At 41.0% G+C, this 20,680-nt stretch carries 16 protein-coding genes; 12 read left to right on the top strand and 4 right to left on the bottom strand.

The genetic code is table 11. The annotated features are described in order from the left end of the window. Positions 1 to 122: 122 nt before the first annotated feature. Positions 123 to 1,886: a methyl-accepting chemotaxis protein gene (locus T356_RS0104060; protein ID WP_026513396.1), complete on the bottom strand. Its 1,764-nt coding sequence runs from the start codon at positions 1,884 to 1,886 to the stop codon at positions 123 to 125. A gap of 12 nt (positions 1,887 to 1,898) precedes the next feature. Beyond that, complete coding sequence (locus tag T356_RS0104055; protein ID WP_026513395.1) at positions 1,899 to 3,203, bottom strand: ABC transporter substrate-binding protein; 1,305 nt, start codon at positions 3,201 to 3,203, stop codon at positions 1,899 to 1,901. A gap of 225 nt (positions 3,204 to 3,428) precedes the next feature. On the opposite strand from T356_RS0104055, the gene T356_RS0104050 reads away from it, so the two are divergent. Further along, positions 3,429 to 4,871, top strand: a complete 1,443-nt coding sequence (locus T356_RS0104050) for a glucosyltransferase domain-containing protein (RefSeq protein WP_026513394.1) — start codon at positions 3,429 to 3,431, stop codon at positions 4,869 to 4,871. Positions 4,872 to 4,910: 39 nt separating this feature from the next. Here the strand turns inward: T356_RS0104050 and T356_RS0104045 are convergent, their stop codons facing one another. Next, positions 4,911 to 6,593, bottom strand: a complete 1,683-nt coding sequence (locus T356_RS0104045) for a GGDEF domain-containing protein (RefSeq protein WP_026513393.1) — start codon at positions 6,591 to 6,593, stop codon at positions 4,911 to 4,913. Further along, positions 6,586 to 8,349, bottom strand: coding sequence for a GGDEF domain-containing protein (locus T356_RS0104040; RefSeq protein ID WP_026513392.1), 1,764 nt, complete (start codon positions 8,347 to 8,349; stop codon positions 6,586 to 6,588). The genes T356_RS0104045 and T356_RS0104040 overlap by 8 nt, the downstream gene beginning before the upstream one ends. Before the next feature lie 100 nt (positions 8,350 to 8,449). Here T356_RS0104040 and T356_RS0104035 point away from each other — a divergent pair, with 100 nt between their 5' ends. The 11 genes from T356_RS0104035 (at position 8,450) to T356_RS0103985 (ending at position 20,660) form a co-directional block, all read left to right on the top strand. Next, on the top strand, positions 8,450 to 9,799 hold the full coding sequence (locus tag T356_RS0104035; RefSeq protein ID WP_026513391.1) for a CCA tRNA nucleotidyltransferase: 1,350 nt from the start codon (positions 8,450 to 8,452) through the stop codon (positions 9,797 to 9,799). 10 nt (positions 9,800 to 9,809) lie between these two features. Then, entirely contained in the window at positions 9,810 to 11,645 is a 1,836-nt protein-coding gene (locus tag T356_RS0104030) for a PEGA domain-containing protein (RefSeq protein WP_026513390.1), read from the top strand. Continuing rightward, the gene (locus T356_RS0104025; RefSeq protein WP_026513389.1) at positions 11,646 to 11,885 is read left to right on the top strand and encodes an RNA-binding S4 domain-containing protein; all 240 of its coding nucleotides are present in this window, start codon (positions 11,646 to 11,648) and stop codon (positions 11,883 to 11,885) included. Positions 11,886 to 11,943: 58 nt separating this feature from the next. Continuing rightward, complete coding sequence (locus tag T356_RS0104020; protein ID WP_026513388.1) at positions 11,944 to 12,255, top strand: septum formation initiator family protein; 312 nt, start codon at positions 11,944 to 11,946, stop codon at positions 12,253 to 12,255. Positions 12,256 to 12,386: 131 nt separating this feature from the next. Further along, on the top strand, positions 12,387 to 13,811 hold the full coding sequence (gene tilS, locus T356_RS18295; RefSeq protein WP_051563134.1) for a tRNA lysidine(34) synthetase TilS: 1,425 nt from the start codon (positions 12,387 to 12,389) through the stop codon (positions 13,809 to 13,811). Beyond that, the gene (hpt, locus tag T356_RS0104010) at positions 13,804 to 14,328 is read left to right on the top strand and encodes a hypoxanthine phosphoribosyltransferase (RefSeq protein WP_026513387.1); all 525 of its coding nucleotides are present in this window, start codon (positions 13,804 to 13,806) and stop codon (positions 14,326 to 14,328) included. The genes tilS and hpt overlap by 8 nt, the downstream gene beginning before the upstream one ends. Positions 14,329 to 14,370: 42 nt before the next feature. Then, positions 14,371 to 16,230, top strand: a complete 1,860-nt coding sequence (ftsH, locus tag T356_RS0104005) for an ATP-dependent zinc metalloprotease FtsH (RefSeq protein WP_026513386.1) — start codon at positions 14,371 to 14,373, stop codon at positions 16,228 to 16,230. Between the two features lie 245 nt (positions 16,231 to 16,475). Further along, positions 16,476 to 18,569, top strand: a complete 2,094-nt coding sequence (locus tag T356_RS0104000; protein ID WP_026513385.1) for a glycoside hydrolase family 13 protein — start codon at positions 16,476 to 16,478, stop codon at positions 18,567 to 18,569. 114 nt (positions 18,570 to 18,683) lie between these two features. Next, positions 18,684 to 19,547 carry a class II fructose-1,6-bisphosphate aldolase gene (gene fba / locus T356_RS0103995; protein ID WP_026513384.1) on the top strand — a complete coding sequence of 288 codons (864 nt, stop codon included), beginning with the start codon at positions 18,684 to 18,686 and terminating at the stop codon, positions 19,545 to 19,547. 77 nt (positions 19,548 to 19,624) lie between these two features. After that, on the top strand, positions 19,625 to 20,128 hold the full coding sequence (locus T356_RS0103990; protein WP_026513383.1) for a GreA/GreB family elongation factor: 504 nt from the start codon (positions 19,625 to 19,627) through the stop codon (positions 20,126 to 20,128). Positions 20,129 to 20,153: 25 nt separating this feature from the next. Then, entirely contained in the window at positions 20,154 to 20,660 is a 507-nt protein-coding gene (locus T356_RS0103985) for a flavin reductase (protein ID WP_026513382.1), read from the top strand. Positions 20,661 to 20,680: the final 20 nt, after the last annotated feature.

Genomic DNA, 20,680 nt, shown 5'->3' with positions numbered 1-20,680 from the left:
TGTCAATCGGAATATTATAATGTTTGATTTTGGAGGGGTAATTTGATAAAAGTATCAGAGATAAAGAAAGGAAGGGACTTTGTGGAAAAGTCACTTCCTACGGAAAACGATTTGTGGATAGATTATAACGATTTGAATTTCTGCGTTGTATCGTTTAGTTGCTCGGTAATCTCATTATTTTCATTGATAGCATCTGAAATTTTCTTTATACCGCCGACAATTTCAGATGAACTCTCGGCAGAAGATGAGATGGCGAGAGAGCTTTCTTTTATGGAGTCTGTTATCATTCTTACGGATTCAACCATTTCCTGCATGATTTGGTTTAGGTGAGAAGCTTTATCATCAAATGCTGCGAAGGAATCACTCATGATATCCGCAGTGTGCTCATATTTTTCACCTGTTTCAACGAAATCATCGTAATCGCTGAGCACGGTTCCGTTAATGTAATCAAGCGTTGACTGGGCGTTATCTGCAAGTCGTCGAACCGCTTCCGTAACTTCTGCACTTATATCCTGGATATTTGCAGCAGTTACCCGGCTGTTTTCGGCAAGACTACTGATCTCGGTAGCTACAACTGAGAAGCCTTTACCAGCTTCACCTGCACGTGCGGCCTCAATCGAAGCATTGAGTGCGAGGAGATTAGTATGTTTTGCTATATCCAAGATGACATTGGTAAGTTCGTTGATCTGGCTGACCTTTTCGGAATCCTGCACAGATTTTGAGAGTACCTCTGAGAGCTGTGATACGTGGCCGCTTGCGGCAATCTTTTTTTGATTGACGCGGTCTTTAACTTCATTTGCCTCTTTCTTAACAGTTACAGCGGTCTCGGTACCGGAAAGAGCCTGTTCCGTGATTTCCTGGGCAGCTGCCTTTACGTCTTCAACACGGTCATTGATGGATGATACAGTTCCTGCAACAGTCTCCATATTTGCCGAAAGTTCTTCAAGTGCCGCAGAAGTGTTTGTTACGCTGTCCTCAGCAATCTGAAGCTGTGAAGATACTTTTTCTGATGAACTTGTAAGGACAACAGAACCGTTTTTTACATCCTTCATTATTCCCTGAAGCGTTTCAATGAAATGATTTATACCTGTGGTGATATATAAAAGTTCGGAACGTGTCCTGGTCTGTATTCTTGCTGTCAGATCACCGTTACCACCTTCGATATTGGTGATTATTGTATTTACTTCACCGCTGATGCGTTCAATTTTCTTAACGATGTTCTTATAGCATATAAGGAAGTTAAATGTTATAAGAAGTAACATTATAAGCACGCCGATAATACCTACAAAACTACCATGACTGAACAGTGCACTCATTGTGGCGGTAGTTTCAGCTGAAGAATTGGCAATGGCTTTATCAAGAGCTTTTGATGAGTGGAAAATAGCTATTTTCTGTATTTCAGCCTTGTCAAAGAGGGTATTATAAGCCGAATCTCTGTCACCGGCATCGCTTTTGGCAATGGCCGAATCTATAAAAGCCAGGAGTCGTTCATATTGTGAAGAAATCTCTTCAAGCTGAGTATTTACTTCTTCATCGTTATATTGTGCAAAGTTGCTTTTTAATGTCTCTATGTCAGAAGCAACATCCTGTTTTGCAACATCAATCTGTGGAAGAAGAGCAGTCTGTGTTTCAACAGCGGTAGCGGATATATAACCTGTTGTCTGATCGTACAGGTTCATAATATCTGATTTAAGCTTTGCTTCATGTGTTGTAAGTTCGACCATTGAGTCAAACATGTTGATACTGCTCGTAGTCGATGTTTTCATGGCAGACATAACCATGTACATTACAACCAAAAATGATATAAGCATCAGTAAGTTCAAGGAAGATAACTGGAATACGATGGAATCTTTTTTGTTTACGATTACTTTTTTATTGTCTTTCACGTTTCCACCTCCTTAAAGCGTTTCGAACCATTTAGTTGCAATGGATTTGATCTCGTTTGTGAAACCGTCTGCATCGACTTCTCCGGCAGCATATTTCTGGAAGGCAAAAGACAGTCCTTGTTGCCCCAGTCCTCCCGGCATATTCATCCAATGCCAGCTTGATGTCTTGCCTGCAGCTATATATTCAGCGATAACCGGTGCAAAAGGATCGGAAGCAACGAATGTACAATCTGTAAAAGGACTGACAAATCCTGCTTCTTGTACCAGAATTTGCTGAGCGTTTGAGCCGGAGCACCACTGGAGGAATTCTTTGGCTGCATCAACCTGGCCTTCTTTTGTGACCGCCCACCATGACGGCGAACTTGTCAGGATTGTGTCCATTCCTTCCTGAAAAGCGTAAGGAACCATTCCTACTTTAAAGTTTCCTGCAGATGCGTATTCGCTTGAATTGTCACCGGTCATAGCTGCACCAATCCAGGAACCTTGGGTGATAAATGCATATTTGCCTGATGCGAAGTTTGCAACCTGGTCTGAATAAGCGCCTGTAGTGAGGAGTTCGGGATCAGAATACTGATTAAAAAGACCTATCATATTGGCATAGTCCTTGAATCTTGAATCGTCGAGCTTTCCACCATCATTAAACAGATCAATATATGTTGTGTCGGAACGGTCCAGTCCTGAGTCAAGATATGCGCCAAATATATGGTTTCCGGCTGACCATCCTAAGTTTTCGGCTTCCGTAAAGTAACCGATAACAGCTCTAAGACCAAGCTCGTCTTTTTTGGCATCTATTGCTTCAAATGCAGCTCTCATCGAGTCCGGTCCTGTAATAGAAGCGGGATCGACGCCGCACTTAGAGAGAATATCTGCATTGTAAGCAAGCCCGATAGCTTCGGTTGTATAGGGGAATCCCAGTGTTCCGAATGTCGGGTCAACAAATTCTGCATCTGTGCGGTTTACCCAATCCTGGTCGCTCAGATCAACCAAAAGACCGTCCCAATTAGAGAAGTCAGCAGCTTCGCAGCAGATAATATCAGGCATCTGATCGGATAGATAGAATCCTTTGATAGTAGCTTGAACATTTGCACCGGCTTCTATACCGATGACTTCAACAGTGATACCTGTTTCCTGCGCATATTTACTTGCAAGAGATTCTATTTGAGTTTTAACTTCACTCTTTGTATTGACGAGAGTGAGTTTCTCGACAGCTGCGGCTTCTTCTGTTTCAGATTCTGCATCGGATTGTTTGCCGCAAGCACTAAAAATACAGCTTAGAATAAGTACTTCAATAAGCGAAAAAATTTTAATGTTTTTCATACATACCTCTTTTCGTTATAGATTGACTTACTAAAAGTAGTGATAAATATATTATCCAATATACATGTCTCAAAACTGATAAAAAATATATGAAATATTATTAAAAATATATAGCCCACACAGTCCCCGAGCAGAACAATCATATTTCTTATAGAAAAGCATTCGAGTAGATGCTATTATATTGAATGTTGGGGAGGGCAAAATACACTTTTGCGGAGAGAATATATGGAATCTTTAAAGAAAAATGCAAAATCCATATTTATCATGGGGATTTTGTTTCTTACTGAAATTTCGGCAATCATTCGTGCCAATGTTCTTTATAATGATGATCTTGGAAGAAATCTTGAAGGGTATATGGGAAATGCCTATGACAGCAGGTATATATCCGACTGGATTTCAATATTGGTAAACTGTAACAAGCATGTTTCAGATGTATCCCCGTTAACGCAGATCTTAGCGTGTTTGTTTTTGGCATTATCCGTAATTATAGTGTTTAAGATCCTGGGAAAATCTGAAAAGATAGGTATTCTGCCTTACGTGTGCGGGACAATAATTCTATCTCCGTACTTCTTGGAGAATATTACATATAAAGTGGATTCTGTTTTTATGGCATTGTCCATTCTTGCTGTAATAATTCCCTTTTTGTGGATGGATAGCAAGTACAAGTATATTGCCGCATCAGTCATCGGTTTACTTGTAATGTGCATGACCTATCAGGCATCATCGGGAGTATATCCGATGTTGGTTATTCTGATTGCCTTTTGGAATTGGAATTATGGAAAAAACACTCTTAAGGAATCTTTGATCTTCGTTGCAAAATCAGCAATTACATATATTTTGACACTTGCTTTCTTTGCAGTATTTTTGGTCAAACCTATTGAAGAAGGATACATTAACAACGGAGTATCTTTTGGAAATAATATTTTTGCGGCTGTTATGCATAATTACATCAATATATATATGACGATTATTGCCGATTTCATGAAGTGGTGGAATCTGTTGGCGATTTTGGTAGCCATTGCATTTGTGACGGTTTCGGTATTATCTTCTCAGGTAAAAAAGATATATGCCTTTATCGGTGCGATCGTTACAGGTATACTGTTGTTACTCACAGCGTTTGGAGTATATCCGCTTCTTGACAGTACTCTTATTGAGCCAAGATCAATGTATGGTTTTTCTATATTACTCTTTTTGATAAGTGCAATAGTAGTGTGCTACGGACAAGGAACTGTCGGATATATTTCTAAAGGATTTGTGGCAATTATGGCCTGGTGCTTTTTCACATTTTCTTTTATTTACGGGAATGCACTTTCGATTCAGATGGACTATGTTGATTTCAGAACAGAAGAAGTAATTGACGATCTGACAGACTTGGAATGCTATTTGCAGGATGGGGAAAAAGATATTCTTATAAAAGGAAGTACCGGATTTGCTCCGAGTATTGAGAATCTTCCTTATGACTATGTGCTTATACATAAGCTTGTTCCGAACTATCTGGAAGAAGGCACCAATGAGTGGAGTTCCTACAGATTTTATAACTACTATGGTCTAAAGGATGTAAAAAGAGTATCTGATGTAAGTGACGAGGATGGATTTGAGCTTTGTCATGAAAGCTCGTATCATAGAATACTTAGTAAAGGCAATGAGATAATTGTTGAGCTGAAATAAAGAAAACTCCTAACCGCGATTCATGGTTAGGAGTTTTTATTACCTTTCTTTTCCAATTTCTGCATAATGCTTACGTTTTGCATCGTACATCTTCTTGTCGGCCAGCATGAATACTGAATGGACATCTTGTTCCTCTGTTTCCGAACGGAATGCATATCCGTATGAAACACTGTGGTTTACATCCGGATCCTTCTCATCAAGTTCCAGAAGGAGATTATCAAGCTTTCTCAAAAGGTCATCCAGTTCATCACGGCCTATGCTGTCAAATATTGCAAGGAACTCGTCACCACCGGTTCTGAAGCAGTCGCCTTTTCGGCAGAATACTTTGGAGAGCGCATCTGCAAAGCTTTTAATAAGTTTATCTCCGGCGGGATGTCCGTCATTGTCGTTAACCTGTTTCAGACCGTTAAGGTCGAGGCTGACAATACAGAAATCGTCATCTGAATGATCAAGTTCATTTAACTTCATATCGCAGCTTGCTCTGTTAGGAAGACGTGTAAGCGCGTCCTCATAAGCAAGTTGTGCAAGAGAAGCATATTCTTTTCTCTGAGCATAGAACTTTGTCATGAATACGAAATGGTTCAACAGCTGAGTAATTACAAAGAATAACGCAGCGGATGGAATCATGAAATTCATTATAACACTGTCTCGGCAATCAAGATCTCTCTTTGTGACTTCCATAAACGCCGATAATAAAAGGCTCAGGCTGACAGATGATACACCTAACATGATGATCTGAGTCGAGGCATTTCTTGTTTTGCTCTTAAAATCCTTGATGTTATATATAATAAGAGCAAGGAAGGATATGACAGAGAGTATGAAGTGTGGCATCAAAAAGTGATGTATATGCACTTTGTTAAGCAAATGTAGCACAGTAAAAAATACGCTGAATGCAAACGATGAAATTCCCAATACAGCAACAACTGAGAAATTACTTTGCTTGTGCAGGTTGTATATAAGAAGATATACGCACGGTACGATCAGGTATAGAGACAGGTAGCTCATAAACGTGGTCACATCTTTACTTACAAGGAACGCTGTACAGTCAAATGTTGTCAGAAGCCATAATCCTAAAAGAATTACAATAAGTGAGCATATTATCTGCGTAAATACTCCGGAGGATCTCATGTAAAGAACAAGTGAGATGAGGAGAAATATATGTCCGAATACTATGAGGAACATTCCTGTAAGTAGCGGATATGCAGCGGTATACAGAAGTTTTCTGTATATGTCGTTAAAGTCTGCCAATAAAGGAGTTGTAACATTGATCCTTGTGTCATTTTCCGCCACATATAGGATAATGGTAAGTTTTTTTCCTTCAAATTTTTTCAGAGGAATAATATTATAACCTGTTCCGATAAAAGAACCGTTTGTTGTAGCGGACAGATTCTCATAAGCTACCCTGTCACCGTCAAGATATACTTCATAAGCACAATGCTGTGACTTGAATACAAGATACGGGAAATCCGCATTGTTTTTCTGAATAGGATTGGGACGATTTAAGGTTATCTTGTCACCTCTTGAAAAGGTAAGTCCCAACTGATCGCTCAAATGAGAGATATCTGTATTTTGGTACTGCTGATTCTTGTAGGTTACAACCCATCCTTTTGAAAGGTCATACATCGGCTTCCTCTGCTTGAAATTGAGGAATGATGTGAATATAAAAGATGTTAATGCAATAAAAAGTATGGACGAGAGTATGAAGGTTATGAATTTACGCATTGGCGTTCACCTCCATCCCCATCTCCATTTCTTTTCTGCCGTGATGTTCTTTTTTCATTTCATACATACGTGAGTCAGCGAGCATATATACTTCGTTAGAGGAGCCGTTGGGAACTTCGTAACTGTAGGCATATCCATAAGAAGCACTATACTGGAATATCTGCTCTTTGCGGTTCCAGTCGGACATAAGGGCATGGAATTCGTGTATTCTCTTAGTGCAGCTGGAAGCATGCTCACCAAGCATAATAACAACAAATTCATCACCACCCATACGACCTATGAGATTGGCATCCCAGAAACAATCAGTAAGGATTGTTGCAAATCCGGTAAGCAGGCGGTCGCCTTCATGGTGTCCGTAAGTATCGTTGACCATCTTAAGTTTGTTAAGGTCGATACTGATAATAACGTAAATACTGCGATCCTGTGAAATAACATTCATCACCTGTTCACAGCGGGCTCTGTTGGAAAGACCGGTCAAAGGATCGGTATAGGCAAAATCCGAGAGCCTTTCCTGCATTGAAGAAATCCTGCTACTGTAGATGCTGTAGAACATATAACTGATAAGCAGGCATGATACAAAGATAACGGCACCAAAAGTAAATCCGTTACCGTAAGGTGCGCTATAGCCACGATTGCTGGAATACTTGTGTATATTGTATAAGACAATATCTACCGATGAGAAAACAATGAATGTCACAACACCGATAAGGAAGAACATGTCGGAGCTGAGATTTCGGTTATGCGAATTTCTGAAATGCTTTCTGTTTATTACGAGAATGATCAGAACCATGATAATCTCTGAAACGATATAGCCCTGAATAAACGGTGTCATTAGTGAGAATCGCTTAATTGTAGAAAGATGCAAGATCATCATTCCCGCAAAGAGAAGAATGTCAAAGATTACAAGGAGCTTCAAAAATCTCTTGAGTTTTCCCCTGAATATCGAGATGAAATATCCCAGAATGGCAATGGGCATGCAAATAAATGAAGAATATTCACAAAATGCGTTTGCCTGAGGATTATTTATAAGCATATCAATAAAGCTAAATCTTGAAACAATGTATGTTCCAAAAAGAAGCGAAGTAAGTCCACTGAAAAAGAGTCGTGACTCCTTATTATGATACAAGAACATGTAAGGAGAAATGATTATAAGAATAAACCCGAGCACTAAAAGGAATACTCCGGCAAAAAGGTTAATCGTGTTATTTAAAAGATGATAGGATAATATATCAACACTCGTTCCTATAACAAGAGGTGATAACGAAGAAAAAGAAGCTTCCCGTGTTCCTATGAATGTAATAATGATCTTTTCTTCTGAATATGTTGAATCAAGAGGAACGTGATTATATCTGTTTGGAACCTCTGAAGTCTGGCTGTAAAGCTCACGACCGTATGTATAAACCTGCCAATTCTCCACCTTTGAAGAACGATCGTTGTAGTGGAATACATTTACATCAACAATACTGTGCATGGAAAAAAAGTAAAGGCAAGAACGGCTGTAAGGGATTGAAGGAAGCATTCTTGTTAATACAAGAGAATCATTTTTGTTGATAACGGGAATCTCGATATCATTCAAATTCTGATCCTCAGCAAGAACTCTGCCGTTATATGAAACAGTCCATCCGTCATCCATTGTTAGTAAAGGTGATCTAAAATGGTAGGAAGAATCAATAACTTTTATAAAAGAAAAAATGCCTACCAAAATCAGCAGTAGAAAGCCTACTGCTATCAAATTGTTGTTGACTCTAAATTTCATTCCGATTTCCTCATAATTTCATATATTTAGTATATATCGAGATGAAGAAAATTCCTAGACCATTATTCACATTTGATATTCTTTGGGCTATTATGAAGGTATGATTATTAAATTACCGGAAAATGCGAAAAAGATATTGGATACCATGCATAAAGCTGGTTATGAAGCATATGTGGTCGGGGGTTGTGTAAGAGATGCACTTTTATCGAGAGAACCCGGAGATTGGGACATAACGACCAATGCATTGCCTCAGGATATAAAAAAGCTATTTAAGAGAACGATTGATACGGGAATCCAGCACGGAACGGTCACCGTTTTGATGGATAAAGAGGGCTATGAAGTAACAACTTACAGGATAGACGGAAAGTATGAAGACAGCAGGCATCCCAGCGAAGTGACTTTTACAAAGAGTCTTACCGAGGATATGAAGCGACGTGACTTCACCATAAACGCCATGGCTTACAACGAAGAAGAGGGGCTTATAGACAGGTTCGGAGGGATAGAAGACCTTGAGAATAAACTTATAAGATGTGTCAGAGAACCTAAGGAAAGATTTACCGAAGATGCACTCAGAATCATGAGAGCTGTAAGATTCTCGGCGCAGCTTGACTACGATATAGAAGAAAAGACAAAAGAGGCGATAACAGAACTTGCACCTTCTTTGTCCAGGATAAGTGCGGAGAGAATCCAGACGGAGCTAGTAAAACTGCTTGTTTCCAATCATCCTGAGAAGGTTAAAGTTATGTATGAGCTTGGAATTACAAAGGTCATAATCCCTGAGTTTGATCTATGTATGAAAACGAATCAGGATAATCCGCATCATATGTACAGCGTAGGAGAGCATATCATCAATTCGCTTAAGTATGTGAGAAATGATAAAGTGCTTCGACTTACCATGTTTTTACACGATATAGCCAAACCTGCTACGATCACAACGGATGATGAAGGCATAAATCACTTTCAGGGTCATGCCCAGCTTGGTGAGAGGATGGCACATGATTTCTTCAGAAGGCTTAAGTTTGACAGAAATACCATGGACAGAGTATGCAAACTTGTTAAATACCATGATGACAGATTTCCTGCTACGGCTAAGAACGTGCGAAGAGTGATGAACAGAGTGGGTGAGGAAGAATTTCCTTTCCTTCTGGATGTCAAATATGCGGATACAATGGCTCAGAGCGATTATTGTCGCGATGAGAAGCTCAAAAATATAGAAGACTCGAGAGCGCTTTATCAAAAGATAAAAGAAGACGGCGAGTGTGTAAGTCTGAAAAATCTTGCGGTTAACGGCAAAGATCTGATCGAACATGGCGTTACGCCCGGAAAGCAAATGGGAGAGATTCTGGGAGCCATGCTTGAAGATGTAATTGACGAGCCGGCGCACAATAATAAAGAATATCTGCTCGATCCGGAGCATTTTAAAGACTTTTTACAAAAAGATCATCAATGAGGGGATGAACATGTGTAAATTCATGAAATCGGCCAAGGCAGTTGCAGCGACGTTTCTGGCTTTTGTGATTGCCGGAACTTACGGTATTAACGCAAATGCAGCCATAAAAGAAGAGAAGATCACAATATCTCTTTTGGGGAAATATGACTCTTCGGATACTGCAGCTATACGCTCGATAGACACTGAGAATAAGGAAATCAGGTTCAGAAACCATTCCACGGGAAAGACATATACTCTTAAATATGACAATACAAGTATGATGTACGACCTGAGAGGAACACCGATGTCCGCAAGACTTTTGGAAGAAGGACAGATTGTAGATGTTAATTTCTTAAAGAGCAGCAAGCACATTACGTCGCTCAAGGTGTCTGATGAAGCGTGGACTATAGACGATACAAGGAATCATGAACTTGTAAGAGGCGACGGAACGGCAAGGATACTGGGCGAGATGTACAGAATCGATACCAGAACACTGATCCTGGCAGACGGTGCGCCCGCAATCGCAGAAGATATTCTTACAACAGACAATATAAAAGCATATGGAATCGGCAAGGAAATATACAGCATCGTAGTTACGAGCGGACACGGATACGTGAGCCTTTCATCTGATACAGTTGAGGATCACAGTCTGGTCGGAGCATGGCTTGAACTTGATAATGATGTTATTTACAAGATTTCTCCCAATATGCTTCTTAGTGCACCCGAGGGTGACTACAACTTGCAGATCCTCGGAAACGGTGCAGAGTACCAGGCAACAGTCAACATAAGCAGAAACACAGAAACTGTTGTTGATACGGGCAAAGTCACGATAACAAAGCCAAAAGAGGGGCTTGTCACTTTTGAGGTAACGCCGGAAGATGCAGAGGTGTATGTTGATGGCGAAAAGATGCTCACAGGAACATCGCAGTTTGTCGGTTACGGATATCATAATCTTAAGATCATGGCTGAAGGCTATATCACGCAGCATAAGTATCTTAAGGTTGGCACGGCAAAGTCTGTTGTGAAGATTGAGCTTGAGCCCGAATCTGACGATCAGGATTCTTCAAAGAGCTCAATGTCAGACAGCTCCGCTTTTTCATTATCAGATGACAAGGCAAACAAATCGTCCGCTTCAGTGTCTGTTGCGACTCTTCCCGGAAAGAGTGCATCCGCAACATCCGCTTCGAGTTCAGAGGATAAGAATAAGGCGAAAACACGCACAAACAAGGTTATCGAAGGACACAAGATCTATGTTGATGATCCTTCGGGAGTGGAATTATTCTTTGACGGAAATTATATAGGAGTAACGCCTGTAAGTTTGCCGAAAGTTTCGGGAAGCCATGAGATCATACTCAAAAAAGACGGTTATAAGACAAAGAGTTTTCGTGTGAATATAGATTCTGACGAGACGGATGTAAATTATGGATTTAATGACCTGGTAAAAGAGGAAAAGGAGACAGAGTACAGGCCAAAGGCTGAAGAGAATCCTTCAAATGCTTCTACTGCGAGCCCTGCGCCTGCCAATACAACGGCTCCTTCGACAAGTGCAAGTACTACTGAGCCTTCTGTGTCTGCAGCAACATCAGATACGTCTTCTGCAAAGGATACTTCATCTACCACAGCTTCTACCGAAGAAGAGGATAAAAAGAAGCCTGTTTCAGATGGAAAAGACAAGGAACTAACCAAGGAAGAGGAGGAAAATCCCGGCAAGAACGGCGTTAATACAGGCAAAGCGGATACGTATAATAAGGACAAAGACCCAAAGGATAAAGAAGGCAAAGATAAAGAAAATCCCACAGGAAAAAAGGATAAAACCAATACTACAAATGACAACGATGCGGCAAATACCGCATCAGGAGAGGAATAAATGAGATTAGACAAATATTTAAAGGTAACAAGACTTATAAAGAGGCGCACTGTGGCAAATGAAGCCTGTGACGCCGGAAGAGTACAGATAAACGGCAAGCCTGCCAAGGCCTCAACGGATGTAAAAGTAGGAGACAAGATAACCATTGGCTTTGGCAACAAGGATGTAAATGTAGAAGTGCTTGATGTGCGCGAAACAATACACAAAGAAGACGTAACAGAGCTCTATCGCTACATTTGACATGGTTTCGCGGCATGTATTAGAATATAACTATAGAATGTAGTTGATGAGGTATATTATGGCAACAAAGGCACGCTACAAAAGGCGTAGTTTCCAAAATAAAACGGGTATGCTTTTAGCGACGTTTGTAGTTATAATCCTTGCTGTAGTCGTATCTGTAAAGAGTGTCAGTCTTATTAAGAAGGTTAATGAGTATGAGGCCAGAGAAGAGGCTCTCAATTCTCAGATCAAGATTGAGACGGCAAGGAGTGAAGATATTGCTGAATTTGAGCGATATACGCATACACGTAAATATATAGAAGATACTGCTAAGGATAAACTTGGACTGGTTTATCCCGGTGAGATTATTTTTAAAAACGAGGACAGATAGTTTTTGTTGCTTTTATTTTGCGGAGCAGGGCGCAGACAATGATACGGGTACGTATGGGTCTGCGCTTTTTATATCATAGGAAATTGCTTTCCTATGATATTGTTTTTCAGTAGGAAAATAAAAACGGACGTATGAACAGATTTGAGAATACTGTATTAAATTATATAAGAGCCAATAACATGGTGTTTTCGGGAGAAAAGATCCTTGTGGGTTTTTCAGGCGGCGCAGATTCCGTCGCACTTTTACTGGTTCTTTTTAAGTTAAAAGAATTACTTGGGATAGAGCTTGCAGCGGTTCACGTTAATCACGGAATAAGAGATGAGGCCGGGGATGACGCCAAATTTACGCAGAAATTCTGTGAAAAGAGGAATATAGATTATTTCCTTGTAAAAGAAGATGTCCCCAAGATAGCCAAAGAGAAAAAGCTGACTGAAGAAGAAGCCGGAAGAAATGTAAGATATGAGGCTTTTGGCAGAATCGCAGAAAAAGAAGGCGCTTCACATATCGCGGTGGCTCATCACAGAAATGACGTGGCGGAAACACTTCTTTTAAATTTACTTCGAGGAACCGGACTTCACGGCGCAGGTGCGATCAGGCCTGTAAGAGATAATGTGATAAGACCTCTTTTATGCGTGACAAGACAGGAAATTGAGGAATACCTTGAGGGCGAAGGAGAGGGATTTTGTCACGACGCGACCAACGATGAGAATGTTCATACAAGAAACAAGATAAGAAACGAGATTATTCCTTATATGTCAGAGAATATCAACGCAGAAGCGGTAAAGCATCTGTGCAGGGCGGCGGCTGATTTTGCGCTTGCCGATGATTTTATCGGAAAGGTGACAAGGCAGCTTTTTGATAAAACTTGTACCTTTGACGGAAAAAGTGTCAAAATAGAATTAGAAGGTTTTAGGGAAGAAGATATTTATATCCAAAATAATGTGATTCTTAAGTGTTTCGAGCTGCTGACTCCAAACAGGAAAGACATCACATCAAGCCATGTGGATGCAGTGATGGATATTATGGGATCGAGTAACGGAACGGCTTCGGTCGATCTTCCGTACGGACTTGCTGCAAAAAGGGAGTACGGAATACTGACGTTTTCGAAAGGTACGCAGGAAGGCTTTGATAATACGCTTGTTATAGATTTTTTTGCCAAAGCCCAAAAAGAAGGTGAGGCAAGCGAATATGTTCCGGGACTTGGAAGAATGAGTGCTGTAATAAAACAGTTTTTGCCCGGAGAAAGCATTCCTAGTAGCACGTATACTAAATGGTTTGATTGTGATAGAATACAAGCAGCCGTTTTCAGATGCAGAAGAGCGGATGATTATATCTATATCGATACTGAGAGCGGTATTCACAAGAAAAAGTTGTCAAAGTTCATGACAGATGTAAAGATTCCAATTGATAAAAGAGATAACATATATGTATTGGCTGACGGAGACCATGTTTTGTGGGTTCCCGGATACAGAATAAGCGCCGGTACTAAGGTGAGTGAAGATACAAAACGTATTTTGGCTATAAATTTTTTTGACGGAGGACAGAACGGTGGCTGAATCAGTTCGCGTTTTATTAACAGAAGAGGAAGTAGACAAGAGGATAAAAGAGCTTGGAGATGCGATAAGCAGAGATTATCAGGGAGAAACAGTGCACCTTGTATGCGTTTTAAAGGGTGGAGTGTTCTTTATGTGTGAGCTTGCAAAGCGTATCACAGTTCCTGTTACTATGGATTTCATGTCTGCATCAAGTTACGGAAGTTCTACAAAATCAAGTGGAGTAGTTAAGATTGTAAAAGATCTCGATGAGCCGCTTAAGGACAGACACGTTATTATTGTAGAAGATATTGTGGATTCCGGAAGAACATTGTCATATCTTATCAAGATGCTCGGAGACAGAGAGCCTGCAAGTATTAAGCTTTGTACATTACTTGATAAACCTGAGCGCAGAGTAACAGATGTAAAGGTGGATTACACCGGATTTGAGATCCCTGATGAGTTTGTTGTCGGATATGGTCTGGATTATGATCAGAGATATCGTAATCTTCCGTATATAGGTGTGGTAGAATTTAATTAATAGGTATCAAAGAAAAAGCTTCCGAAAGGGGAACATAAAGACTTGAACCGTAATAAAAGTTTTAATTCAATTTTTTTATTTGTAGTAGTATTACTTTTTTGTGTAGTATTTCTCGAGTACGGAAAGGGATTCTTCTCGAGCCAGTCAGGCACGTATTCCATGAATGAATTTGAGCGTGATCTTGAAGGAGGAGCCATTGCGTACGTAACTATAATGCCTAATTCCGAAACTCCGACGGGATCTGTAAGAGTCGGATTTACCAACAATAATGATGATGTAACTTTCTTTACGACAGACGTGACCAAGGTAGAAAGCCTTGTTACAGAGAAGGACGTAAAGACCGAGGTAAAAGACATTCCGTCTGAGAATGTGCTTATCAACGGAATAATTCCCGTGATTGTCGGACTTATTGTGATGGTATTTGTTTTTTCACTGTTCAGCAATATGCAGGCAAGCAATTCGGGAAACAGCCGGATGATGAATTTTGGAAAGAGCAGAGCCAAGCTTTCTACAAGTGATGAAAACAAGGTAAAGCTCGACGATGTTGCCGGACTTAAGGAAGAAAAAGAACAGCTTGCAGAGATTATCGCTTTCCTCAAAGATCCCAGTAAATTCACTGCTGTAGGAGCCAGAATTCCCAAGGGTGTTCTTCTTGAGGGTGCACCCGGAACAGGTAAGACACTTCTTGCAAGAGCTGTAGCAGGTGAAGCGGGAGTACCTTTCTTTAGTATTTCAGGTTCCGACTTTGTAGAGATGTTTGTCGGTGTCGGTGCATCAAGAGTAAGAGACCTTTTCACAGAGGCCAAAAAGAATGCGCCTTGTATTATATTTATCGACGAGATCGATGCGGTTGCAAGACGACGTGGAACAGGTATGGGCGGCGGACATGACGAGAGAGAGCAGACTCTTAACCAGATGCTTGTTGAAATGGACGGCTTTGGTGTTAACGAGGGAATAATCGTGATGGCTGCTACAAACCGAGTAGACATCCTCGATCCCGCCATCTTAAGACCGGGAAGATTTGACAGAAAGATCACCGTGACAAGACCTGATATCGGTGAAAGAGAGGCCATTCTGAATGTTCATGCGCATAATAAGCCTCTTGGAAGCGATGTCGATCTTAAGCAGCTTGCACAGACAACTGCCGGATTTACAGGCGCAGATCTTGAGAACCTTCTCAATGAAGCAGCGATAAATGCAGCGGTAGACAACAGAAAGTACATTACTCCCGAAGATGTAAATAAGGCATTTACTCAGGTGGGAATCGGAACTGAGAAGCACAGTAAGATCATTTCCGAGAAAGAGAAGAAGATCACGGCTTATCATGAGACCGGCCATGCAATCTTGTTCCATCTTCTTCCCGATGTCGGACCTGTCCATACAATCTCGATCATCCCTACAGGACTTGGGGCTGCAGGTTATACAATGCCTCTTCCCGAAAATGATGACATGTTCCTTACAAAGAGCAAAATGCTTCAGGAGATCATGGTATCACTCGGTGGAAGAATCGCAGAAGAGATCATCTTTGGAGACATTACGACAGGGGCTTCAAGCGATATCAGAAAAGCCACTCAGGAAGCCAGAAGTATGGTTACCAAGTACGGAATGTCAGATATTATCGGTGTTGTAAACTATGACGACAATGAGGAAGATGTGTTTATCGGTTATGATATATCTCATTCCAAGAAGCACAGTGAGCTTATGTCGGGCGAAATAGATAAAGAAGTAAAAACAATAATAGACAAGTGTTACGCGAAGGCTAAAGAGATTATTCTTAAGTATGAGGATATTCTGCACAGCAGTTCTGCGCTTCTCATAGAAAAGGAGAAGATCGGAAGAGAGGAGTTTGAAGCATTATTCGACGGACATAATGTAGATGTCGACTTTGCAGTAGAAATCTGATTTGTTGTGAAAATTGCACAAAAACCAATAGCTGTTTTTGACAAATTTGTGGAGTATTAGTATTTACGCAGTTTTGAGTGGGTGTTAGTATAATATGCGTAACCCCCCAATACATTATATAGTTTTTTGCTATACCCCATAAGAAAGAAATACCTTCTCTTAGAAAAGACAGCTATGCTGTCTTTTTTGCTTTGTGCAAAAATGTTTAGTTTACGCGAATATGACCAATGGTATGGGAATGACTTATGAATGAAAGCGCATTTTTCCATGACATGACCTTAGATTATCTAAGGCCGGCGGAACCTGACAAAAACAGAAAGGTAGATATAAGATTCAGATGCAGGAGAGCAGAGGCATCTGAAATTATTCTCGTGTGGAAAGGCGAAAGACATCCCATGACTTGCTTGGAGACGTCAGGGGAGTTTGATTACTACGATGCGTCAGTAAATGTAGGTGAGGAGCCTGCGAGCTATTTCTTTGAAATAGAAGGTATGGACGGCAGCTTTTTTTACTATGATAAGAGAGGCGCCGTTACAAATATAATGGAGAGCATGAATTTCAGGATATATCCCGGCCTTTCAACTCCCAAGTGGGCCAAAGGTGCGGTGATATATCAGATATTCGTGGAGAGATTCTGTAACGGTGACAAGGATAATGACGTTGTCACCGGTGAATATTCTTATTACGGAAGAAACGTAGTGAAGGTCGATGAGTGGGACAGATATCCCGATCCTCAGTACGATTTCGGAGAATTCTATGGAGGCGATCTTCAGGGTGTAATGGATAAACTCGACTATCTCAAGGACCTTGGGATAGATGCGATCTATTTTAACCCGCTGTTTGTATCGCCATCTTGTCACAAATATGATACCCAGGATTATGATCATATAGATCCTCACTTTGGAAAGATTGTTGAGGACGGTGGAAGAGCGCTTGATAAAGACGAGCACGACAATACCAAAGCAACCAAATATATTAAGCGCGTCACAGATTTAAGAAACCTTAAAGCCAGTGATGACCTTTTTGCGAAGCTTGTCAGTGAAGCACATAAGCGAGGAATAAAGATCATATTGGACGGAGTGTTCAATCATTGCGGCTCCTTCAATAAATGGATGGACAGAGAGCGGATCTACGAGAATAACAAGGATTATGAGCCCGGAGCATTTATTTCGAAAGATAGCACGTATCATGATTTCTTTGCGTTTCACGGTGACAGCTGGCCTTATAATACACAGTATGACGGGTGGTGGGGATATGATACACTTCCGAAGCTTAATTACGAGGGCTCAAAAAAGCTTGAGGAATATATATTAAGCATTGGCAGAAAGTGGGTTTCACCGCCTTTCAACGCGGATGGGTGGAGACTTGACGTGGCCGCCGATCTTGGCCATTCGCAGGAGTACAATCACTATTTCTGGAAGAGATTCAGGGAAGAAGTGAAAAAAGCGAATCCCGATGCGATAATCCTTGCCGAACAGTACGGACCTGCAGCCGACTGGCTTAGGGGCGATGAGTGGGATACCGTTATGAACTACGACGCTTTTATGGAGCCGGTCACATGGTTTCTTACCGGAATGGATAAGCACAGCGACGAGTTCAAGCCTACAAGAATAGGAAATGCCAGAGAGTTTTTTGACACAATGCTATATATAGGCGGTGAGAATTTTACCATGCCGTCCCTTTATACGGCGATGAATGAGCTGTCCAATCACGACCATTCGAGATTTCTTACCAGGACGAGTCAGAAGGTCGGACGTAGCAGTACACTCATGGCATCATCGGCCAATACCGGAATAAGTAAGCCTGTGATGAGGGAAGCGGTCATGATACAGATGACCTGGCCCGGTGCGCCTACAATTTATTACGGAGATGAGGTCGGACTGTGCGGTTTTACGGATCCCGATAACAGGAGAACATATCCTTGGGGCAAAGAAGACCTTGAAATGCTCGAGTATCACAAGAAGTTGATAAAAATTCACAAGAAATACAAGGAATTTACCGAAGGCTCGATACGCGAGCTGTACGCTGACTTTAATTTCATTGCGTACGGGCGCTTTAACAGGACTGCAGCTTCCATCGTGATAATAAACAACAATGAATATGAGGTGACAAAAGAGATACAGGTGATGCCTGTGGGAATCCCCAAAGATGCAATCCTTACCCGGCTCATGCTTACAGATGGAATGGGCTTTATAGATGCAAAGAACGAAATGAGGGTAAAAGACGGGATTCTTACGGTATCGGTGTCGAGAAAATCAGGTCTGATACTGAGATATGACAGCATGGCACCTACAACATCAGATGGATTCTGGGCTGACAACTTCATTAGCTTTGAATGATTGTGAAAAGATTAACTTTATTTTTTGGAATGGTAAGTATATAATAGATTTAGTCGTTCAATATGGGCGTGGGGATAAAAGCGCCTAAAAAATATAATGTAAGGGAGAAAAACTATGTTAGTATCCGCAAAAGACATGCTTGTAAAAGCAAAAGAAGGTCACTACGCAGTAGGACAGTTCAACATCAATAACCTTGAATGGACAAAGTCTATTCTGTTAACAGCTCAGGAGCTTAATTCCCCGGTTATCCTCGGTGTATCTGAGGGTGCAGGTAAGTACATGACAGGATTTGAGACTGTTTCTGCTATGGTTAAGGCAATGGACAAGTGCCTCGGAATCACTGTTCCCGTTGCTCTTCACTTAGACCATGGTACATATGACGGATGTTATAAATGCGTTGAGGCTGGATTCACATCTATCATGTTTGATGGATCTCACTACGATATCGAGGAGAACGTTGCTAAGACAACTGAGCTTGTAAACGTTGCTCATCATCTCGGACTTTCTATCGAGGCTGAAGTTGGTTCAATCGGTGGAGAAGAAGACGGCGTAGTTGGAATGGGTGAATGCGCAGATCCCAACGAGTGTAAGAGAATTGCAGATCTTGGTGTAGATATGCTTGCTGCAGGTATCGGAAATATCCACGGTAAATATCCTGAAGGATGGCCGGGACTTAGATTCGACGTTCTCGATGCTATCCAGCAGAAGACAGGAGCTATGCCTCTCGTTCTTCACGGTGGTACAGGAATTCCTGCAGAGATGATCAAGAAAGCTATTTCACTTGGTGTATCAAAGATCAATGTTAATACAGAGTGCCAGCTTTCATTCGCAGACGCAACACGTAAGTATGTGGAAGCAGGTAAGGATCTTGAAGGTAAGGGATTCGATCCCCGTAAGCTTCTTGCTCCCGGTGCTGATGCTATCAAGGCTACAGTTAAGGAGAAGATGGAACTCTTCGGATCAGTTGGAAAGGCTTGATCGTTTATTCCAATTTATTAAGAACAACGAGGCGGAGCCGTATGGCTTCGCCTTTTACATTATATAAGGGGAAAAAGATGCATAACGAACTTACAAAAAAAGATATAGAAGACATGGAAGCAGAGATTGAGCATCGCAAAGTAGTGGTGAGAAAAGAGCTTCTTGAACATGTAAAAGAAGCGCGTGCTCAGGGAGATCTCTCTGAGAATTTTGAGTACTATGCCGCAAAAAAGGCAAAGAATCAGAATGAGAGCAGGATCAGATTTTTGGAGAGAATGATCAAGACCGCAAAAGTTATCGATGATGAGAGCGGTGAAGATCAGGTTGGAATGAATAAGTCCGTTACGGTCGTATTGGACGAAGATAAATCTGAAGAAACGTACAAGATTGTTACAACAATGCGACAGAATTCATTGAAGGGACTTATCAGTATTGAGTCTCCACTTGGAAAACAATTACTTGGACATAAAGTGGGAGACCATGTTAATATTAAAGTGAGCGATGAATATAGTTACGGTGTAACGATAACCAAAATAGAAAATACAGGATTAACTGATAACGACAAAATAAGAGATTTCTGAGTAGTATTTCCGAAATGGAGGTATTATGCACGTATTTCAACCTGTGAATCCCGAAGATATTGAAGAGGGAGCATATAGTTTTGTTGGACAGAAAATAATAATTACCTGTAAAGATGGAGATAAAGTAAACGCGGCATCTGCGCCCTGGGGCGGAGTCGGATACGTGTGGAATAAACGAGTCACTTTCATATTTGTTCGCGCGAACAGATATACAAGAGAGTGCATCGACAGATCGGGAGAATATTCAATAAGTTTTGTGAATCAGGAAACTTATCGCGGAGCTCTTAAGTACCTTGGAATGGTATCGGGGAGAGATGAGGATAAGATCGCCGGTTCCAGGCTTACGGTCAACAATTATGAAGGAATCCCGTTTATTGATGAGGCGAATGAAGTAATACCATGCAAAGTTTTATATAAGCATCTGTTTGATGAGAGCTGTTTTATTGATAAGAGTATAATCCAAGACCTACATCTGGATAAGGATCAGTATATCATGTATGTAGGCGAGGTACAGACGATATTGTTGAAATAACAGGTCAGGCTGTCTTGCGA

This window comes from Butyrivibrio sp. LB2008 (assembly GCF_000621565.1).
Lineage (GTDB): Bacteria > Bacillota > Clostridia > Lachnospirales > Lachnospiraceae > Butyrivibrio.
Note: the sequence above shows the minus strand (reverse complement) of the source record. Positions and strands in the feature narration are given on the sequence as shown.